This is a genomic window from Roseateles saccharophilus, from assembly GCF_004342485.1.
GTDB classification, from domain to species: Bacteria; Pseudomonadota; Gammaproteobacteria; order Burkholderiales; family Burkholderiaceae_C; genus Pelomonas; species Pelomonas saccharophila.
In genome coordinates, this window is the sequence record NZ_SMBU01000007.1 from 180,390 (window position 1) to 200,439 (window position 20,050).

Below are 20,050 nucleotides of genomic sequence, written 5' to 3' on the forward strand. Positions count from 1 at the left end.
TCAGCGGAGCTGCGGCGGGGCGCTCTGGTAGAAGCGCCGGTAGGCCGCGTATTCGCGGCCATCGGAGGCGACGAAGACGGCGTCTGGCGGCAGGCCGATGAGCTTGCCGGTGGTGGCCAGGATCTCGCGCCCGCGCGGGTCGGCGGCCATGCCGATGAAGGCGCGGGCCACGGCCTGGGCATCGCGCTCGGGCACCTTGGGCGAGACCATCAGTGCGAGATCGTAATAGGGCTCGGAGGTCCACAGTACGCGGAACTGCCGGCCCTCGCGCCTGGCATAGCCCTCGACCAGCTGCGAGTTGGCCCCCACCGCCGCCACCTTGCCGCTGAAGAGCTGGGCGAAGGCGCCGTCCATGTTGCCGCCGAAGACGGTGCGCACATCGAGCTTGCGCTGCAGCATCTGGGCGTAGGTGGTCTTGTAGGCGATGAAGGCCTCGGGGCCGGGGAAGCCGACCTCCTTGCCTTGGAGCTGGCCGAGTTCGGTGATGGGTGAGTCGGCCGCGACGACGATCTGGCCGTGCAGAGGCGGTGTGTTGCGCCGGCCGAAGACCTTCCAGCCGAGCTGCTCGCGCTCCGGGCTGAAGAGATGGTTGGTGAAGGCGAACTCGACCTCCTGGGCCAGCACGAAGGCGGTCGTGTCGGCCGAGGTGCGGCCGAGCTTGAGCGAGAGCTTCACGCCGCTCTTCTCGGACACATAGGACACGATGGGGTTCCAGTAGGACGCCGCCGTCGTGAGATTGGCCTGGTTGACGGGTGAGAAGCGGTATTCGGTCTGGGCGCCGGCCGGCAGGGCCATCGCCAGGGTGGCCAGCAGCGAGAACAGGGCCTTCATCAATGCTCCATCGGCGCGACGCGGGCGCGCCAGGGCAGATTTTGAGCGCAGGGCCGCGACTTTTCCGTTTGGGCTGCGTCAAGGGCGGGCCACGCGGCCCGCCGGTCCGGCGGATTTCCGTGAACTCCTGCGCGGCTCGCCACCAAGGCAGCGGCCTCAGCGGGCCGGCGCGGCGCTGGCGATCGGGATCTCGCGCCGGCGGCGGGCCTGGTCCAGCCCGCGCTGGATGCGGCCGAGCTGCAGGGCGCGCTCGTCGCGGTGGAAGAGGTTGTAGGCCTCGAAGGGGATGAGGCGGCCGTCGGGTCGGGCGATGTGGATGCAGCTCTTCTTCAGCGCGCGGATGTCCAGGGACTGGGCATCCATGAACTGCACGATGAGCACGCGGAAGACGTCGCGATAGCTCAGGCGCGGCGCCTCGATCCTGGGCAGGCAGCACAGCAGCTCCGACAGGCAGCTGGACTGGCTCTCGGGCGAGTGGTTGGTGGAGAACAGCTTGAAGACCTGGGCCTTCAGCGCCGGGTCGCCCTCGAAGACGATGGTGCTGCGCTCGCCGGCCAGCAGCGTGGCGGCGTCGAGATAGCGGGTCAGCGGCACCAGGCCTTCGGGGCCGCCAGGATTGCGAAGGGCATAGGCCATCGCCAGCGTGTCGGGGTTGCAGGGCACGGGCAGCACGTCGGCCGGCGTGAACACGCCGCTCTGCTCGGCGATGCGGCGGCGCAGTTCGCTGACGGTCAGGCGGTGCTTCGCCGGGTCGTAGGCCTCGACGCGGCCGGCGTTCTGGATGGGCTGCAGCGTCACGCCGCGCACGCAGGAATAGCGCTGGCCATGGCGGATCACGTCGCCGATCTCGTCGTCGTTGACGCCGCGCTTGACGGTCATGACCAGCGTCGTCGACAGGCCCAGCGCGTCCAGCCGGGCCAGTGCTGCTTCGTGCGGGCCGCGCAGGTCGGCGCCGCGCAGGTCCATCAGCGCCTCGCGTTTGAGCGAGTCGAACTGCAGATAGACCTCCAGCCCCGGCGCATAGCTGGCCAGGCGCTCGGCGAAGGCGGCGTCCTGGGCGATGCGCAGCCCGTTGGTGTTGACCATCAGATGCTTGATGGGTCGGGCGCGGGCGGCGTCGAGGATGGCGAAGAACTCGGGGTGCAGCGTCGGCTCGCCGCCGGAGATCTGCACCACGTCGGCCTCGCCCTCGCTCGCGACGATGGCGTCCAGCATCGCGACGACTTCTTCGAGCGAGCGGTGCGAGAGCCGCTCCGGCCCGGAGGCGGCATAGCAGGTCGGGCAGCGCAGATTGCAGTGGTCGCTGATCTCGACGATGGACAGGCAGCTGTGCTGCATGTGGTCGGGGCAGAGGCCGCAGTCGTAGGGGCAGCCGTAGGTCATCGGCGTCGCGAAGCGCTGCGGCATCTCGGGCGGCTTCACATAGACCTCGCGGCACAGGCGGTAGTAGTCGGCGTCGTCGCTGACCAGCACGCGCTCGGTGCCGTGGGCCGGGCACCATTTGTCCATGTAGACCCGCTCGTCCTTGATGAGGATCTTGGCCTCGCAGGGGTGCAGGCAGGTCGTGCAGACGGACTGCGTGGTGTCGTAGAACAGATAGGGGCGGGTCTTGCGGTTCATGCGGGAACGGGAGGTGCTTGCCGTGCGCCACGCACGACGACGGGCAGGTAGGCGGCCAGAGCGACGAGGCAGGTCCACTGGATGCCCGACAGGCCCAGCGGAAACGCGACGGGGACGGGCTTCAGGAACTCGACCGCGAAACGCCACAGCAGATAAGAGCTCAGGAAGAGCTTGAAGGCCAGGCCCGGTGTTGCGAAGCGTGCGCGGTACAGCGCCCAGCCCAGCGGCAGCACGACGGCGATCTCGTAGAGCTGGGTCGGATGGCGCGGCGTGCCGTCACCGAAGTCCACGCCCCAGGGCAGGTCGGTCGGCAGGCCATAGGTGTCGTCATGCAGGCCGGCGAGGAAGCAGCCGATGCGGCCGATGGCGAGGCCTACGGCGATGGGCCACACCATCGCGTCTCCGGTGCTGCGGGTCTGGCCGGTGAGCTGCTTCGCGATCTCGACGCCGACGAGGCCGCCGAGCAGGCCGCCGACGATGCTCTGGCCGGGCCACAGCGCCTGGCCTCGCCAGGCGGCCAACGCGACGTCGGGGCGCTCGATCAGGAAGACGAGCTTGTTGCCGATGGCGGCGCCAAGCAGCAGACCGACGAGGACCGCGAAGTTGCCGGGCGCCAGCACGCCGTCCCCGCCCAGGCGGCGCTGCGTTGCCCGCCACATCGCCGCGCCCAGAGCCATGCCGGCCCAGGTGAAGGCGCTGTGCACCCAGGCGCCGGTAGTGGCGTCGGCGATCACGGCTGAGGCTTGAACAGCCGCCACAGCCTGCGTCCGGCCCACCATGTCAGCACCCCGCCGCCAATCAGGCAGGGGACCGAAAAGATAAGGACAACCGTACCGTAGCTGTTGGGGCCTTGGCGGAAGATGTCCGGCACGGCGCTCACGGTGAACACGGTTCCGCACAAGCCCATCGCGCCGAAGCCCAGCGTGGCGACCGCAAGCAGGGCAATCGTGAAGAAGCGTTCGAATTGGCTCATGCCGCGGCCTCCAGCAAGCCGAGAACACTCGTTTGAAGGCCTTCTGGCGACACGCTGGCGGCAGGTGCGGGCGTGCCCACGCTCAGGCTCACCCGGCTCCAGAACCCGCGCCGCACTGGCTTGACCATCGCTCGGCCGCCTTCGACGCGCGAGAAATAGCTGCCCCACAGATTGCCCAGGGCCATCGGGATGACGGGCACGTCGGGCAGGCCCTCGACGAGCTTCATGACGCCGCCCTTGAAGGGCTGCAGCGCGCCGTCGCGCGTGATGCCGCCCTCGGGGAAGATGCAGACCATCTCGCCGTCCTCCAGCACTGCGCGGGCCGCGGCGAACGCGGCCTCGTAGGTGGCCGGGTCGGTCTTCTGTGGCGCGATCGGGATGGCCTTGGCGAGCCTGAACATCCAGCCCAGCACTGGCGTCCTGAAGATCTGGTGGTCCATCAGGAAGCGGATGGGGCGGGGGCTGGCGGCCATCAGCAGCACGGCGTCGACGAAGCTGACGTGGTTGCAGACCAGCACGGCCGCTCCGGCGGTGGGCAGGCGCTCGTCGTGCACGATGCGGAAGCGATAGACCAGGCGCGTCAGCACGAAGGCGACGAAGCGCAGCAGGTACTCGGGCACGATCAGGAAGATGTAGGCCGCGACGACCGCATTGGCGATGCCGACGGCCAGGAAGACCTGCGGGATGGACAGGCCCGCGCCCAGCATCGCGCCGGCGATGACGGAGCTGGCGATCATGAAGACCGCGTTCAGGATGTTGTTGGCCGCGATGATGCGGGCGCGGTGCGTGGGCTGGGCGCGCAGCTGGATCAGCGCATACATCGGCACGCTGTACAGGCCGGCGAACAGGGCCAACGCGCCCAAGTCCGCCAGCACGCGCCAGTGCGCCGGCAAGACCAGGAAGCCGCCCACGCTGTAGGGCTCGCTCGCGGGCAGGCCGGTGGAGGCGAAGTAGAGGTCGATGGCGAACACGCTCATGCCGATGGCGCCCAGCGGCACGAGGCCGATCTCGACATGGCGCTTGGACATGACCTCGCACAGCAGCGAGCCGATGCCGATGCCGATGGAGAACACCGCCAGCAGCAGCGACGCGACCTGCGGGCCGCCGTGCAGCACCTCCTTGGCAAAGGCCGGGAAGTTGGCGAGGAAGACGGCGCCGAAGAACCACATCCACGAGATGCCCAGCAGCGAGCGGAACACGGCCACGCCCTCGTGCGCGAGCTTCAGGTTGCGCCAGGTCTCGGAGACGGGGTTCCAGTTGATGACGAGGCCGGCGTCGGTGGACGGGCTGGCCGGGATGGCCTGGGCCGTGGCGCGGCCGGCGATGGCGAGCCCCATGCAGGCCCAGGCGACATGCTGCGGCCCGACGACGGCCTGGTCCACCAGCACGCCGCCGAGCAGCTGACCGAGCAGGATGGCGACGAAGGTGCCCATCTCCACCATGCCGTTGCCGCCGGTCAACTCGCGCTCGTTCAGCTGCTGCGGCAGGTAGGCGTACTTGACCGGGCCGAACAGCGTCGAGTGCAGGCCCATCAGGAAGACGCACAGCAGCAGGGCCGGCACATGGGTGGCATAGAAGCCCCAGCCGGCGATGGCCATGATGGCGATCTCCAGGCTCTTCACGAGCTGCATCAGCCGCGCCTTGTCGTGCTTGTCGGCGAGCTGGCCGCTGGTGGCCGAGAACAGCACATAGGGCAGGATGAACAGCGCGCCGATGACCAGGCCCGCCATCTTGGGCGGCAGCCATGCCAGCTGCAGCTGGTAGGTGATCATCAGCGTGAACGCGAACTTGAAGACGTTGTCGTTCGCGGCGCCGAGGAACTGCGTCCAGAAGAAGGGCGCGAAGCGGCGCTGGCCGAGCAGGGCGAACTGGTTCGGGTGAGATGGCACCCCTCGACCGACGAAATCGTCGGCCGATCCCCCGAGGGGATGCGGGCCCGCTTGGGGGCGGCCCGGCGCTGGGCCCTTTGGCGTCATGGAGTCGTTGCTCATGGCTTGACCGGTTGCGGTGGTTCGGACAGGTTCGCGCGCGGCAGCCAGGCAAACATCGAGTCCACGGTGACCGTGTCGATGTGGCTGGTGAAGCGGCGCGCGCTCGGATGATCGTCGAAGGCGATGTTGGCCTGGGTCATGCGCCCGCCGAGGCGGGTCAGCGTGGACAGGTGCAGGTCGGTGGGCTGGTAGCCCTGGGCGCGCAGCCAGGCCTGGGCGTCGCGGCGGGTGGCCAGGCCCGGCGCGGCCGCGCCGGCCAGCGTCTCCAGCACCCACTGGTTGCTCTGCTGATAGGTCGTAGCGAAGGGGTAGGCCACCATGCTGTAGCGGCGCTCGTTGAAGCGCGCCACGCGGGCGTTGTCGGTCAGCACCGGCAGCAGGGCCTGCTGCAATTCGGGCTTGAGCGCGACATAGGCGGCGTCATAGCGGTAGGGCTTGTCCATGAAGAACTCGCCCAGGCCCTGGCGGTACAGGGCCGCGTGGTCGGTGCCGCAGTGGTTGAGCTTGTGCATCACGCGCCAGACGGCGGGCTGTTGCGTCGTGTCTTTGTAGACGAAGCCCAGGTGGGACCACTGCAGGCCGTACTTGGAGAGATCCTGGCCGGCGCGGGCCAGCAGCACGACCTGGGCGCCACTGGCGTCGAGCTGGCGGGCCGTGGCCTGGGCGAGGGCCAGGCCCTGCTCGACCTGGCGAACCGTCTGCGGCTTCTCCTCGCAGGGCCGGCCGGCCTGGGCTGCGGCCGCTGCGGCGAGCAGCAGCAGGGCAGCGATGCGTTTCACCGGCTGACCTGCTCGTTGTAGAGCAGGGCCTTGCCGATCTCGTTGGGGATGAAGGCGATGACCTCGCCCGCCACCGACAGCACGGTGCCCGCGCCGATGACCGAGACGGTCACCGCGGCGCCGGTCGACACGACGACGCCCCTGGCCAGCTGGCCCGAAGTGCGCAGGCTGATGCGCACGCCGTCGGAGGCCCGCTCCAGCACCCAGACGGTCGCGCCGCCGACCACCTCGACGCTGACGACGGTCAGCGTGACGCCCGCGGCCAGGATGGCCGACGGCGCGACGCTGAGGGCCGCGCCGGTGGCGCTGACGGCCATGACGGACAGGGCGACCGGCGCGACCGAGATCGCGCTGAGCTCTGACTGGGCCTGCGCGCAGGACAGGGCCAGGGACAGGGTGAGGGCGGCGAACAAGGGCTTCATGTCGAGGGCTCCCGGGGGTGGGTCACTGGGCTTCGGCGCTGGCGGCCATCGCCTCGCGGCGGCCCTGCAGGCGGGCCTCGAACAGGTCGGCCTCGTGGGCGTCGCGCAGCATCTTGGCCAGCGTGAAGACGTTGGAGATCAGGTAGAGCCAGCAGACGCCGAGGTAGGCCTTCCAGACCGGCTGTATCTCCATGCGCCACAGGCCCCAGCCCGTCAGGCCCATGGCCAGTGCGAAGCCGCTCCAGACGACGAGGCGCCACATCGGCGTGTCTACCTGGCGGTCCTGGTTGTCGCGGATGAACTTGGCCAGCGCGAAGGCGGTGGACAGGCAGAACACATAGCCCATCACCATGAAGGCGCGGTCCAGGTCGGCGCCGGGCAGCCAGGCCAGGCCCGAGCCGCACAGCATCACGCTGATGGCGAAGGACACCCAGACCTGGAGGCGCCAGGCGCCGGTGTCGCGACGGATGACGGGAGCGTTGGCCATGTTGTCGTCGTGTGACCGGCTGTTGCGATGGGCGCGATCTTGCGTGATGCCTGCGAAGGCCGGCTCGGGAATAGTGCCGAGGCGCACGGCGAGCGCCGCGAGGTAGCGTTTCATGCGCCCGATGGGCGTTCGAAGTGGGGGCGGGTCGCGAAAACGGGCGCGGTGAAGGCGGCACCGCGCCAGCGCGCGAGGCGCTTGAGGGCCAGGTCGAAGAGCAGCGGGTTGTGCTCGCGCAGCCGTTCCAGCGCGGGCGCATCGGTGGCCTCCAGCAGGCCCGCGCCGACCAGGGCGGGCAGGCGGATCGCGGCCGGGATGCCGGGCAGCGGGTAGTCCGAGCCATGCAGCAGGCGCGGGTGCCAGTCCTCGCGTGCCAGCAGCATGCGGGCGACATCGGGCCCGCGGTTGGCCTGCAGCACGACGGAGACATCGCCCAGCAGCCGGCCGCCCCAGTCCTCGTCCATCAGCCGGGCGAACAGCGAGAAGGAGCTGGCCGGGCGCGGGCGCCCGCGGTCCAGGTCCAGCGCCGTGCCCAGCGACGCGCAGTGTGCAACGACGATGCGGACACCCTGCTCCAGCGCGGCCCGCACCAGCAGCGGGTTGCCCAGCTCCTGCCGGCCGGCACCGGGAACTGCACGCTCCTCGCCGCAATGCACGATGACGGGCAGGCGCGTGGCGGCCAGCCGCTCGTAGAAGGGCCGCAGCCGCGTGTCGCGTAGGTCGATGTTCATGCTGGACGGCAGCCATTTCAGTGCGACGGCGCCGCCTGAAATGGCCGCTTCCAGCCGAGCCAGCGCATCCGGCCGGTAGGGGTGGATGGAGGCGACCCAGGCGAAGCGCCGTGGGTGGGCAGCGGCGGTCCGGGCCGCATAGGCGTCGGGCACATGGAAGGTCGTGCGCGCCGCGTCGGGCTGGCCGGCTTCGCTGCAGGCCTGGTCGAAGGCGAACAGCATCCAGCGCGCGCCCGCGGGGAAATCTTCGGCCAGCGCGTGCAGGCGCTCGACATAGGCGCGGTCCACGCTGGGCGCATCGGACGGCACGCAGGCTGCATTCAGGATGAGGCGCTTGCGCAGCATCTCGACCGGGTGCCACCACTGGCTCAACTGTGCGTTGACAGAGCATCCCGAACCGGAGTCGCCGGTGCCCAGCAGATGGGTGTGCACGTCCCAGAGCTGGGGCGGGTCGATGCCATCGAAGGCACGCTCGACCAACGGCCGCAGCGCGTCGGGGAGGCTGCCGCGGCATTGGTTGAGCAAGCCGGCGCGGGCCGGGCCGGCCAGGGACGTGAACAGGCCGGCGGCTGCGCCGCAGCACAGCAGGTGGCGTCGGGTGAGCATGTCGAGAGGCGAGAGTGGTGGGGCCGCGAGCTTCGGTCCGCGGGTTGCGCGCACGGCCGTTTTTGTCGGGGCGGCGCGCAGGCCGGGCCTCTCGGTGCCGCCATGCGCTACCGTTCATGCCCATGTCGAGCACGCAATCCCTCGTGGCCCTGATGAAGGCCGAGCTGAAGAGCCAGGGCCTGAGCTATGCCGAGCTGGCCCAGGCGCTGGAGCTGTCCGAGTCCAGCGTCAAGCGCATGCTGGCGCCGGGCGGCGAGATGCCGCTGTCGCGCGTGGACGAGATCTGCCGCGCGCTGAAGCTGGACTTCGCCGAGCTGGCCGGCCGCCTGGCCGCGCAGGCGCCGGAGCTGCGCGAGCTGAGCCTGGAGCAGGAGCGCGCCGTCGTTGCCGACCCCAAGCTGCTACTGATCGCGATCTGCTGCCTGAGCCATTGGGCGCTGGAGGACGTGCTGGCGCGCTATCGGCTGGCCGAGGCGGATGCGATCGCGGCGCTGGCCCAGCTGGACCGGCTCGGTGTCATCGAGCTGCGGCCGCACAACCGCTACAAGCTCAAGGTCGCCAAGACGTTGCGCTGGCGCCCGCAGGGGCCGGTGATGCAGTACTTCCGCGAGCGTGTGATGGCCGACTTCTTCGCCGGCGGCTTCGACGGCGAGGGCGAGCTGCTGACCCTGGTGCACGGCGAGTTCGGCGCCGGCCATGCACGCGAGCTGGCCGAGCGGCTGCAGCGCGCGGCCGACGACTTCGCGCGCCAGCATCTGCTGGACCAGAAGCTGCCGTCGGCCGAGAAGCGGCCCTACAGCGTCGTCATCGGGCTGAGGTCCTGGGTGTTCGAGGCCTTCAGGGACCTGGAACGGCCCGGCCTGGGCCTCGCTCGCACGCCCAACGGCCGGCCCCGCTGAGGCTCAGTTCGCCATGCGGCGCGGAGGGCGGCCCCAACCCGCCTGCAGGTCGCGCAGCACGGTCGGCGAGTCGAGCGAGCGGATCGGCACCTCGGTGTCGACCGGGATCCGCCCCTGCGCGATCAGGGCCTCGTAGCGCAGCGCGCTGACCCGCAGGAAGGACGCGAAGTTGCCGACCTCGCCGCGCGCGACCACCAGCTCGTCGTAGAGCTTCTCGATCAGCTGCACCACGCCCATGCCGTCGCGGCCGGCGATCTCCTCGAGCACCTGCCAGAACAGGTTCTCCAGCCGGATGCTGGTGACGACGCCGTGCAGCCGTACCGAGCGCGTGCGGCTCTCGTAGCTCTGCGGGTCGGCGCTGATGAACACCTCGCACATGCCTCGTCTCCTTCGTGCCGCGGGCGGCGACGGCCGACTCTAGCGCCGCGGCGCTGGTCAGTGCTCGATGCGCGTGCCCAGCACCTGGAGGAACTGGGCGATCCAGGCCGGATGCGCGGGCCAGGCCGGTGCGCTGACGAGGTTGCGGTCGGTCACGGCCTGGTCGACCGGGATGCCGACGTACTCGGCACCGGCCAGTTCGACCTCGACCTGGCAGGCCGGGTAGGCGGACAGCTTGCGACCGCGCAGCAGGCCGGTCGCCGCCAGCAGCTGGGCGCCGTGGCAGATGGCCGCCACGGGCTTGTCGGCCGACAGGAAGTGCTTGACGATGGCGACGACCTGGCCGTTCATGCGCAGGTATTCCGGCGCCCGGCCGCCGGGGATCAGCAGCGCGTCATAGGCCTCGGGCCGCACGTCGGCAAAGCTGGCGTTCAGCGTGAAGCGATGGCCGGGCTTCTCGCTGTAGGTCTGCGCGCCCTCGAAGTCGTGGACCGCGGTGTGCACCCAGTCGCCGGCCTTCTTGTCCGGCGCCACGGCGTGCACCGTGTGGCCCACGGCCTGCAGCGCCTGGAAGGGCACCATGGTTTCGTAGTCTTCCGCGTAGTCGCCGCAGAGCATCAGGATCTTGCGTGCCATCGTCGTCTCCTTGGGGTGTCTTGCCACGGCCCGCTCCGACCGGAGTGCGGTGCCGTGCGCCCATTGTTCAGACGCCGCGCAAGGCGCGGGTAGCAGCCCGCTGTGACCCCGGCCTCACCAGAACTCCCAGCGGCCGGTCCAGATGACCCACACGCCCAGCAGCGCATTGGTCACGGCGTGGGCGATGACGGCCGTCCACAGCTTGCCGCTGCTGCGGTAGAGCCAGGCATAGGCCAGGCCGGCGATGACGGCGGCCAGCCACAGGGTGTGGGCCAGCGTGAAGACGAAGGTCGACAGCGTGACGGCCTTGATGCCGACGGTCTGCGGGTCCACGCGCTCGAAGCCCGGGTGCTGCACCCAGCGCATCAGGAAGCTGCGCCAGAACAGCTCCTCCATGACGGGCACGACCAGGGCCGCGCCGGCTAGGCGCAGCGCGATCAGCGGCCAGATGGGCTGGCCGTTCGCGTCCAGCGGCACGAAGCTGGCCGTCGCCTCGCCGAGCTGCATCCACGGTGCGTCCAGCCGCACCCACAGGGCGAAGACGGCGATGCCGACGACGACGGCCCGGCCGGTTTCGCGGGCCTCGGGCAGGTTCTGGCGCGCCAGCTCGCCGTAGCCGCGCCAGAACCAGGCCAGCAGGCCGGCGACGACGAGGGTCTGCAGGCCGTAGATCCAGCGTGCATCCAGGCCGAGGCTGGCCGGCAGATAGCCCCGCAGCGCCAGCAGGGCCATGAAGGCGACGAAGGGCAGGCAGCGCGCGACGGCGGCGGGGCTGAATGCGGGTGGGGTGGCGGGCATGGCGGGCGCAGCTTAGCCCGGCGGGATGACGGCCCGGTCTGGAGCGAACCCCGAGCCTCAGGGGGCCGGCGCCTTCAGCAGTCCATCCTTGAAGGCGACGAAGACGCCATTGGTCCAGCCGAAGCCGTCCTGGGTCTCGTACTCGCCGCCGCCGCCGGGGCGGTCCTGGGCCACGTCGTATTTCTCGAGCAGCCGGCCGGTGGCGAGGTAGACGCGGTGCACGCTGGCGCACCAGCGCTCGGCGATGTCGCGCGCCAGCGCCGCGTGACCATAACGGACCAGTCCCTGGGCCGCCATCCATTGCAGCGGCGCCCAGCCATTGGGGGCGTCCCATTGCTGGCCGGTGTTCAGCGTCGTGGACAGCAGGCCGTTGGCGCCGAGCAGCCGGGCCTGCACCTGGGCGGCCATCGCGTCGGCCTGGGCCTGGGTGGCGATGCCGAGGTACAGGGGCACGAGGGCTGCGGCTGTCAGCGGGCGCCGGGCCTGGGCATCGGTCCGGTGCAGGTCGGTGAAATGGCCGCTTCCATTCCCGTCCTGGGCCAGCCAGAAGCGCGTCTGCAGCAGCTGGCGGCGCAGGGCGGCGCGGGCCTCGAAGGCGCCTGCCGTGGCCGCGTCGCCGCTGCGCGCGGCGCCCAGCGCGATGGCGTCCTCCAGGCCGGCGAGCAGCGCGTTGAGGTCCACCGGCGCAATGGCTGTGGTTTCGATGCTGGCGATGTCGGCCGGGTCCGCGCACCAGCGGCCGGAGAAGTCCCAGCCGCTCTCGGCGCCGGCGCGCAGGTCGCGCCAGACCTGCTCGCGCGGCCGGCCGCCGGCCTTCTCGGCCGTCCCGACGTCCTCGCGCCAGCTCTCCTCGCGCGGCGTGCAGCGGTCGTCCCAGTAGCGGTTCGCCAGCGCGCCGTCGGCCAGGCGCAGCACGCGGCGGTGGGCCTGGCCGGGGGCGAGGCCGGCCTCGCCGTCCATCCAGAACGCATGTTCGGCCCTGAGTGCCTGCAGGTGGGCGGCGAAGCCCGTGGCCGGGTCGCCCTCGTGCAGCAGCTCGACCATCTTGAAGAAGAAGGGCGGCTGGGAGCGGCTCAGCATGTAGCTGCGGCTGCTGTTGGGGATGAAGCCGTGGCGGTGGATCAGCTCGGCGAAGTTGGCGAGCATGTCCTCGGCCAGCTCGCGCCGGCCGTCGGCCGCCAGGCCCAGCATCGTGAAATAGCTGTCCCAGTAGTAGAGCTCGCGGAAGCGCCCGCCCGGCACGACATAGGGCCGCGGCAGCGGCAGCAGGCTGTCGCCCTCCTGCGCGTCGCGGTGCTCGCGCACCAGCAGCGGCCACAGCGCCTGGATGTGCTCGCGGATGCCCAGGCGCGGGCCGCTGGCCGCGGCGTGGCCGGGCAGCGCGAAGTGGGCATGCACGAAGCCGGGCAGCGAGAAGCCGGGCAGGCGGCGCTCGGCCTCGAAGCGCGCGCGGATCAGGGCCGGCGGGGCCTTGGGGCGGGCATCGACGAAGCTCTTGCCGTCGCCGAACACGCGCTGCATCTGCACGTCGACGAAGAGCTCGCCGTAGAGATCGTGAGGGGTGGCCGTGCTGCGGGAGGTGGCCGGGGCGACGGCGTGGATGGGCGCGGCGGCGAGCGGGTCGCCGGGGCGCTGGCGGGAGGAGGTCATGGGGCGAGTTGGCGGCGCAGCCGGGTGAGCGAGACGGCCAGTACCGCGACGGGCACCAGCAGCAGGGCGAAGGCGGTGGTGCCGTCGAAGGCGACGAAGAGGCGGCCGGTGATGAAGCTGCCCAGCGTGCCGCCGAGGGCGGAGAAGACGACGATGAGGCCGGTCATGGCCGCGTGCTGGCGCTGCGGGAGCGCGCTCAGCATGGCCGAGTTGATGGCCGGGTAGATGGGCGCCAGCAGCAGGCCGGTGGCGGGCAGCAGATAGGCCGTGGCGGGTGCGTTGAGCCAGCCGGCGTCGCTGCCCAGGGCCTGGGCATGGCCGGCCAGCGGCAGGGCGACGAGGATGAGGGCGGCGATGCCGGCCAGGCAGGCGATGACGACGGCGAACCAGCCCAGGCGCCCGATGACGGCGGCGCTCGTCAGCCGCCCCAGCGCCGTGCTGGCCGGCATGATGACGGCCAGGCCCACGCTCATCGCGGTGGGCAGGTGCAGCACCTCCTTGTTGAAGCTGGGCAGCCAGGTCGAGATGCCCTGCTCGACCAGCACGTAGAGGAAGGCCGACAGCAGGAAGACGACGACGAGGGCGAGCCTGAGCAGCGGCGCCATCGCGAGGAGGTCCTGGGCGACCGTGGTGCCGGGCGAGCGGATCGGGCCTTCGTCGAGCGGGCTCAGCAGCAGCAGCACGAAGGCCGCGCCGGAGAGGGCAGCGAGCAGCGGGTAGACGTCGAACCAGTGCCGGCCCTCGGCGTGGGCGGCCTGGCTGAACAGCAGGTAGCCGCTCAACACGCCGACCATGAAGAGGCCTTCGAGCAGGTTGGTGAAGCGGGCGTGGCCGGCGCGGTCCCGCGTGACGAGGCCGATCATGGAATAGGCCGAGACCTTGACGAGGGCGAAGCCGGCGCCGAGCGTGGCGAACAGCAGCTTGATGGCCCAGAAGGCCGACAGCACCGGCATGGCCAGGCAGGCCGCGCCGACGGCGGCAAGGGCCAGCAGCATCGATCGCTTCAGCCCCAGCCGTGGCAGCAGCGAGGCGACGAGGAAGGACGTGAGCGCGATGGGCAGGTCCTTCCAGGCGTCGAGCAGGGCGGCGTCCTGCCTTGCAACGCCCAGCGTCTGCACGACGAGCAGGTTGACCGCGCCGACGCTGTTCAGCAGCGCGCCGAACAGCATGTAGGTGAGGACGATGGCGAGCTTGATGCGCAGCGTGCCGGTGGCGGCGGGCGCTGCATGAAGCGAGCTGGATGGCTGTGTCATGGCTTTTGCGGCTTCTGGTTGGTGGCTATGGCCCAGCCAGGGCGAAACCCCGGCTGGGCCTTTTGCATCGAGACAGCGCTCCGAACAAGCGGGCCGGTCGTTCAGAACTGGAACCCGACGCTCAGCTCATACGCCCGGCCGAACAAGGGCCGCGCCAGGAACACCCCATCCTGCCCGACCGCCTGCCCCGGCACGCGGAAGTTGCCTTCCGTCAGCCCGACCTTGTTGCTCAGGTTGGTGCCGGTCAGGCGGATCTCCAGGCCGCTGTCCATCGTGAACACGGCGCCCGCGTCGATGGTCTGGTAGGCCGGCAGCTTCAGCGTGTTGGTCTGGTCCGCGAAGCGCTCGCCGACGTGGCTGAAGGTGGCGAAGGTGCGCAGCTGGCCATAGGCCGTCTGCGTCTGCCAGCTCGGCGTGAGGCGGGCCTGGAACTTCGGGGCGCGCTCGACGCGGTTGCCGCTGTACTGCTGGAAGTCCTCGTACTTGGCGTCCTGGAAGTTGCCGGTCGCCGCGATCTCGAAGCCCATGCCGGGGCGCAGCGCCAGCTCGAACTCCAGGCCGGTGGCCTTGCTGTTCGGCCGCAGCACGACGTTGCCGGCGTTGGTGAACTGCTGGGTCTGCGAGTTGGTCAGCTTGTTCGCATACGCGGTCAGGAAGGCGCTGTAGAGCTTGGTGGCGGTCTTCAGGCCGATCTCGTACTGGCTGATGTCCTCGACCGGAGCCTTGGCCTCGTTGGCGCTGCGGCCGCGCAGCACGTCGAAGTCGGGCATGCGATGGCCCTTGTTCACGCGCACGAAGGCGCTGAGTTCGCGGCTGAAGGCGTAGTTGGCGCCGCCGGTGAAGGAGTTGCGGCTGAGCTTGCTGTCGATCAGCGTGTTGCTGCCGTTGAAGTAGGCGAGGTTGTTGTTGTAGAGGGTGGTCGGGTCGTTGTCCAGGTCGCCGTTGCTGACGTTCGCGATGCTGCCGGTGATGTGCTGGGTCTCGCGGCGCGCGCCCAGGTCCACGCGCAGCGCCTTGGTCAGCTGCCATTCGTCGGCGATGAAGAAGGCGCGCGTGTCGCCGCTGTAGCTGGCGTCCAGGTCGAAGGAGAAGGGCGGCGTGACATAGCCGTTGCGCGAGGCCTTGACGCCGTTGTCCAGCGCCACGTCGATCAGGCGGGCATGGGGCTGCACCGTCATCAGCTGGGCCTGGCCGAGGGTCCAGACGTCGTGCGAGCTGTAGCCGGCCAGGTACAGGCCCACGGTCAGGTTGTTGCCCGGGGCGATCTCCTTGGACAGGCGGGTCTCGTTGGTGGTCGAGCGCAGCGTCTTGTCCACCGCCCACATGCCGTTGACGATGACCGGCATGGCCATATTGGTGATGGCGCCGCCGCCGTTCGTGAAGGTGGCCGTGCCGCCGGTGGCCGCCCTGCCGGCCGCCGCGACGACGCCGGCATCGCCGTTGGCCGCCGTGACCTGCGAGGCGATGTAGCTGCCCAGCGTCTGCGGGTTGGCGCCGGAGAACAGCGCATAGGTCGGCACGTCGCCGCCGGTGTGGCCGAGCTTGTTGGTCAGTGTCCAGTCGCCGAGCCTGGTGTCGAGGTTGGCGCCGAAGGTCTGCACGGTGGCGCCGCGGCCCTCGGCCAGGTCCTTGGTGACGGTGCTGCGCAGGATCTCGGGCTTGCCGTTGGGCAGGGTGCGGCCGGTGGCGCGGCCCGTCTCCAGCACGATGTTGCGCAGCTCGTTGCCGTAGAAATAGGCGGTGCTGGCATCGAAGCCGGGGTAGCTGGACACGCTCTTGCCGTCCGCGCTGCCGACGACCGGGATGGCCGTGTAGAAGGCGTTGCGGTCGTTCAGCGCGCGGGCGTAGAGCTGCAGGTTGCCGTCGTCGAGCTTGCGATTCAGCACCAGGCTGAGCTGGCCGCCGTCGTCGGCCGGGAACTGGGTGTCGCGCAGGCCCTGGCTCTGGCGCCAGAAGCCGCCGACCATGACGGTCCACTTGTCGGAGAGCGGGCCGGCGTAGACGCCGTCCACGCGCTTGAGGTCGCCGGTGCCGGTGGTCACGCGCAGGCTGCCCTCGGGGTTGCGGCCGTCCTTCTGGATGAAGTTGACCGTCACGCCGGGCTGGCCGCTGCCGAAGATGGGGCTGGGGCCGCCGCGCAGCACTTCCATGCGCTCGATGGTGTCGTCCAGGCGGAAGAGCTGCGAATGTTCCAGGAAGCTCAGCGCCGGCAGCGCATACAGCGGCGCGCCGTTCTGCTGGAAGGTGGAGTAGGGGCCGTCGCCCGGCGTCGGGAAGCCGCGCACGCGGATGTTGGCATTGCTCTGGCCGCCGGTGCTCTCGACGAAGACGCCGGGCACGGTCTTCAGGATGTCGGCCGTGCTGGTGGGCGCGGCCTGCTTGATCTGTTCCTCGGTCGCGGTCGTGATCGAGAAGCCGGCTTCGAGCTTGCGCACGCCTTCGCGGCGCGCCGTGCCGGTGACGACGACGGCCTCGAGCTCCTTCACTTCGGGAGCTTCCGCGCCAGGCTTGGCGGCGGGCTTGGTGGCCTCCTGGGCGAAGGCGGCGCCGCACAGGGCGGCTGCCGCCAGGGCGATCAGCTGCGGGCGGAAGAGGGCGCGTGCGCCGGCGCGCGGCGCTTGGGAGCTGTTCATCAGGTGTCTCCGGTGGTTGTTGTAGGGCCCGAAAGCCGGCGCGGCCGTCGTCGACTTTCGATGGAGCGGACTTTGATGGCAAATGTTATCGATGTCATTTGGGTAAACACCAGTGTGGCGCCGGAATGACATCGATGGCATCGATTGCGGTCCCTCAGGACGACGCAGGCAGGGCTCAGGGAGGGCTTGGCGCCGATCCTGTGGTGGGCGGGCGGCGGACCGGCCGGCGCCAACAAAAACGGGCGCCCAGGGCGCCCGTCGTCAGATGCGTCGAGGTCGCTCAGCCGATCTCGGCCAGCAGGCGGGCCTCGATAGCCGCCTTGGTCTGCAGCAGCGCGGCCGGCACCTTGGCGCCGAGCTGGGCGAACAGGTCGGCGTGCAGCTTCATCTCGGCATGCCACTCAGCGGCGTCGATGCGGGTCACGGTGTCGAACTGGTCGGCGCCGAAGTCCAGGCCCTGCCAGTTCAGGTCGCCGTAGTCGGGCGTCACGCCGAACACATGCTCGCCGCCCTTGCCGCTGCCTTCGATGCGGTCCAGCATCCACTTCAGCACGCGCATGTTCTCGCCATAGCCGGGCCAGACGAACTTGCCGTCGGCGCCCTTGCGGAACCAGTTGACGCAGTAGATGGCCGGCAGCTTGGCGCCCGCGGCCTGAAGCTTGGCGCCCAGGTCCAGCCAGTGCTGGAAGTAGTCAGCCATGTTGTAGCCCATGAAGGGCAGCATCGCGAACGGGTCGCGGCGCACCACGCCCTGCTGGCCGGCGGCGGCGGCGGTGGTCTCGGAGCCCATCGTGGCGGCCATGTAGACGCCCTCGGTCCAGTTGCGCGCCTCGGTCACCAGCGGCACGGTGGTGGAGCGGCGGCCGCCGAAGATGAAGGCGTCGATCTTCACGCCGGCGGGGTTGTCCCAGTTGGCGTCCAGCGCCGGGTTGTTGGTCGCGGCGACGGTGAAGCGCGCGTTCGGATGCGCGGCCTTGGCGCCGGTCTCCCGGGCGTGCGCGGGCGTCCAGTCCTTGCCCTGCCAGTCGATCAAATGGGCGGGCAGGGCCTTGTCGGCCGAGTCGGCCTCCATGCCTTCCCACCAGACGTCGCCGTCATCGGTCAGCGCGACGTTCGTGAAGATCACGTCGCGGTCCAGGCTGGCCATGCAGTTGGGGTTGGTCTTGTGGTTGGTGCCGGGCGCGACGCCGAAATAGCCCGCCTCGGGGTTGATCGCGTACAGCGAGCCGTCCGAATGCGGCTTGATCCAGGCGATGTCGTCGCCGATGGTCGTGACCTTCCAGCCCTCGAAGCCCTTGGGCGGCACCAGCATCGAGAAATTGGTCTTGCCGCAGGCGCTGGGGAAGGCGGCGGCGACGTGGTACTTCTTGCCCGCCGGGCTTTCGACGCCGAGGATCAGCATGTGCTCGGCCAGCCAGCCCTGGTCGCGGCCCATCGTGGACGCGATGCGCAGCGCGAAGCACTTCTTGCCCAGCAGCGCATTGCCGCCATAGCCCGAGCCATAGCTCCAGATCTCGCGCGTCTCGGGGTAATGAACGATGTACTTGGTCTTGTTGCAGGGCCAGCTCACGTCGGCCTGGTCGGCCTCCAGCGGCGCGCCCACGCTGTGCACGCAGGGCACGAAATCACCGTCCGCGCCGAGCAGCTCGATGACGGCGCGGCCCATGCGCGTCATCGTGCGCATGTTGACGGCCACATAGGGGCTGTCCGACAGCTCCACGCCGATGTGGGCGATGGGCGAGCCCAGCGGGCCCATGCTGAAGGGCACGACGTAGAGCGTGCGGCCGCGCATGCAGCCCTTGAACAGCGCCGGGGTTCCGTCAGCCTGGCCGGTCTGCAGCAGCTCGCGCATCTCGGCAGGGGCCATCCAGTTGTTGGTGGCGCCGGCGTCTTCCTTCTGCGCGGAGCAGATGAAGGTGCGGTCCTCGACGCGGGCGACGTCGCTCGGGTCGGAGTTGGCCAGGTAGCTGCCGGGGCGCAGTGCGGGGTTGAGTTTCTTGAAGGTACCGGCGGCGACCAACTGATCGCACAGGCGCTGGTACTCGTCGGTGCTGCCATCGCACCAATAGACCTCGGCCGCCTCGGTCAGCGCCGCGATCTCGGCCACCCAGGCAATCAGCCGGGCGTGTTTCACATAGGCAGGCAGGTTCAGACGCAGGCCCTGCATCGCGGGTTGGTTCATGGCGAAAGCTCCGATCATGGTGATGTGTTTGGGGCAGCCGGTCGGAGCTGGCCCAAGCACACGGGCCCGGGGGCAGGATTGTCGAATCCAATGTAATCACGCCGTAACCACCGGGATCGGTGGGGTCATGCAAAACCGGAATAAGCCCATGCGGGCGCGACCGCCGGGCTCACGGCGGCGGCGAAGTGGGGCTGGGGTTTACGCGAAGGCTGCGTGAAATGTCGAAAACCATTCATCTCTGAACTTTGTTCACTCAACTCTGAACTTTTTGTTGGTGGCGTCCGGCAGGCGCGGGGAGGGCGGAGGAGGGCTAAGCCTTCGTCGGCGGGCCGGTGGGCCGCCTGCGTCAAGGCGTCGGCGGGCGCAGCTCAGAAGTCGGCGGGTACAGCGCCACCAAGCTCTTGGCGCTGCTCGCCCAGCGAATTTGGCAGGTGAGCGGTGTCCGGCGCGGCCAAGAAGGCTCCGCAGAGCTGTTTGCCGGCCGAAGCGGGGGGCGTTGCAGGCTGAATGCCGACGACTGAAGCCTCAGCCCCGGCTGAACGACACGGGGCTGGACGGTCAAGGCTTTGGCAGCAAAAGCCGACAAGCGGCCAGCATCGGTCTCAGGCCTCTAGCAACTCAGGCGTCAGCAATTCAGCGATCGGCACTTGAAAGGCCTTTGCAATGCGCTCAACGTTGTCCAGGCTGATGTTCCTGACTTGGCGTTCTACATGCGCGATGAAGGTGCGGTGCAGCTCTGCTTCAAACGCCAACGCTTCCTGACTCCATCCCCGCTCTGCGCGCAGGCGAATCATGTTGAGCGCCAACACTTCGCGCGCGCTCGTGACTCTTTTGGCTGGGATCTGCGTTCTGGTCGGCACCTACGGCAGTGTTTGCGTCACCCGCCTTTCGGTCACCCGCGTTTAAGTCACAATAAGATTTCGTACAAATCGTTGGTTAGTTCGATGCGACGCGTCTGCACGGATGAAACCAAAGGGAGGCATCGATGCGAGCAGCTGCTATTGCGGCGATCGCCCTCGCGCTTGTAGGGTGCGGGGGAAAAGTGGAAGGTTCCTATGTCAGCGACAAGCCGGGACTCAAGGGGGTGGTTGTTATGACCGTCGCTGTCTGAGGCTTGCCAGGGCTTGATGTCCCAGGAACGTTGGGGGCGTTCGTGAGAACGCTGCCGCGGTCATCGCGGGACG

18 protein-coding genes are annotated in these 20,050 nt (G+C 69.6%); 1 reads left to right on the forward strand and 17 read right to left on the reverse strand.

Annotated features, from left to right (window positions below; genetic code table 11):
* The 9 genes from EV671_RS08540 to EV671_RS08580 form a co-directional block, all read right to left on the reverse strand.
* On the reverse strand, positions 1–831 hold the full coding sequence (locus tag EV671_RS08540) for a phosphate/phosphite/phosphonate ABC transporter substrate-binding protein (RefSeq protein ID WP_132570878.1): 831 nt from the start codon (positions 829–831) through the stop codon (positions 1–3).
* Between the two features lie 156 nt (positions 832–987).
* Positions 988–2,451 carry a radical SAM protein gene (locus EV671_RS08545; protein ID WP_132570879.1) on the reverse strand — a complete coding sequence of 488 codons (1,464 nt, stop codon included), beginning with the start codon at positions 2,449–2,451 and terminating at the stop codon, positions 988–990.
* The gene (locus tag EV671_RS08550; RefSeq protein WP_207911118.1) at positions 2,448–3,185 is read right to left on the reverse strand and encodes a prolipoprotein diacylglyceryl transferase; all 738 of its coding nucleotides are present in this window, start codon (positions 3,183–3,185) and stop codon (positions 2,448–2,450) included. Before EV671_RS08550 ends, EV671_RS08545 begins: the two co-directional genes overlap by 4 nt.
* Entirely contained in the window at positions 3,182–3,424 is a 243-nt protein-coding gene (locus EV671_RS08555; RefSeq protein WP_132570881.1) for a hypothetical protein, read from the reverse strand. Before EV671_RS08555 ends, EV671_RS08550 begins: the two co-directional genes overlap by 4 nt.
* Positions 3,421–5,400, reverse strand: a complete 1,980-nt coding sequence (locus EV671_RS08560) for an MFS transporter (RefSeq protein WP_132570904.1) — start codon at positions 5,398–5,400, stop codon at positions 3,421–3,423. The genes EV671_RS08555 and EV671_RS08560 overlap by 4 nt, the downstream gene beginning before the upstream one ends.
* 11 nt (positions 5,401–5,411) lie before the next feature.
* Positions 5,412–6,194 (reverse strand): DUF2145 domain-containing protein, encoded by a 783-nt coding sequence (locus EV671_RS08565; protein ID WP_132570882.1) that lies wholly within the window; start codon positions 6,192–6,194, stop codon positions 5,412–5,414.
* On the reverse strand, positions 6,191–6,616 hold the full coding sequence (locus tag EV671_RS08570) for a hypothetical protein (protein ID WP_132570883.1): 426 nt from the start codon (positions 6,614–6,616) through the stop codon (positions 6,191–6,193). The genes EV671_RS08565 and EV671_RS08570 overlap by 4 nt, the downstream gene beginning before the upstream one ends.
* Positions 6,617–6,638: 22 nt before the next feature.
* Positions 6,639–7,103, reverse strand: a complete 465-nt coding sequence (locus tag EV671_RS08575; RefSeq protein WP_132570905.1) for a YiaA/YiaB family inner membrane protein — start codon at positions 7,101–7,103, stop codon at positions 6,639–6,641.
* Positions 7,104–7,213: 110 nt separating this feature from the next.
* Complete coding sequence (locus EV671_RS08580; RefSeq protein WP_132570884.1) at positions 7,214–8,437, reverse strand: amidohydrolase family protein; 1,224 nt, start codon at positions 8,435–8,437, stop codon at positions 7,214–7,216.
* Between the two features lie 122 nt (positions 8,438–8,559).
* Here EV671_RS08580 and EV671_RS08585 point away from each other — a divergent pair, with 122 nt between their 5' ends.
* Complete coding sequence (locus EV671_RS08585) at positions 8,560–9,336, forward strand: helix-turn-helix domain-containing protein (protein ID WP_132570885.1); 777 nt, start codon at positions 8,560–8,562, stop codon at positions 9,334–9,336.
* A gap of 3 nt (positions 9,337–9,339) precedes the next feature.
* Here the strand turns inward: EV671_RS08585 and EV671_RS08590 are convergent, their stop codons facing one another.
* The 8 genes from EV671_RS08590 to EV671_RS08625 all read right to left on the reverse strand — a co-directional run bounded on the left by EV671_RS08590 (position 9,340) and on the right by EV671_RS08625 (position 19,726).
* Positions 9,340–9,714 carry a ribbon-helix-helix domain-containing protein gene (locus EV671_RS08590; RefSeq protein WP_132570886.1) on the reverse strand — a complete coding sequence of 125 codons (375 nt, stop codon included), beginning with the start codon at positions 9,712–9,714 and terminating at the stop codon, positions 9,340–9,342.
* A 57-nt stretch (positions 9,715–9,771) separates the two neighbouring features.
* Complete coding sequence (locus EV671_RS08595) at positions 9,772–10,350, reverse strand: DJ-1/PfpI family protein (protein WP_132570887.1); 579 nt, start codon at positions 10,348–10,350, stop codon at positions 9,772–9,774.
* Positions 10,351–10,464: 114 nt separating this feature from the next.
* A complete protein-coding gene (locus EV671_RS08600; RefSeq protein ID WP_132570888.1) occupies positions 10,465–11,148 on the reverse strand; it encodes a CAAX prenyl protease-related protein in 684 nt (227 codons plus the stop codon).
* A 57-nt stretch (positions 11,149–11,205) separates the two neighbouring features.
* Positions 11,206–12,798, reverse strand: coding sequence for an alpha,alpha-trehalase TreF (gene treF, locus EV671_RS08605; RefSeq protein WP_132570889.1), 1,593 nt, complete (start codon positions 12,796–12,798; stop codon positions 11,206–11,208).
* Positions 12,795–14,051, reverse strand: a complete 1,257-nt coding sequence (locus EV671_RS08610) for an MFS transporter (protein WP_132570890.1) — start codon at positions 14,049–14,051, stop codon at positions 12,795–12,797. Before EV671_RS08610 ends, treF begins: the two co-directional genes overlap by 4 nt.
* Positions 14,052–14,152: 101 nt before the next feature.
* Entirely contained in the window at positions 14,153–16,684 is a 2,532-nt protein-coding gene (locus EV671_RS08615) for a TonB-dependent receptor (RefSeq protein WP_165917508.1), read from the reverse strand.
* A 280-nt stretch (positions 16,685–16,964) separates the two neighbouring features.
* Positions 16,965–18,866 carry a phosphoenolpyruvate carboxykinase (GTP) gene (locus tag EV671_RS08620; RefSeq protein WP_132570892.1) on the reverse strand — a complete coding sequence of 634 codons (1,902 nt, stop codon included), beginning with the start codon at positions 18,864–18,866 and terminating at the stop codon, positions 16,965–16,967.
* Between the two features lie 602 nt (positions 18,867–19,468).
* Positions 19,469–19,726 (reverse strand): helix-turn-helix domain-containing protein, encoded by a 258-nt coding sequence (locus tag EV671_RS08625; RefSeq protein WP_341540503.1) that lies wholly within the window; start codon positions 19,724–19,726, stop codon positions 19,469–19,471.
* Positions 19,727–20,050 lie beyond the last annotated feature (324 nt).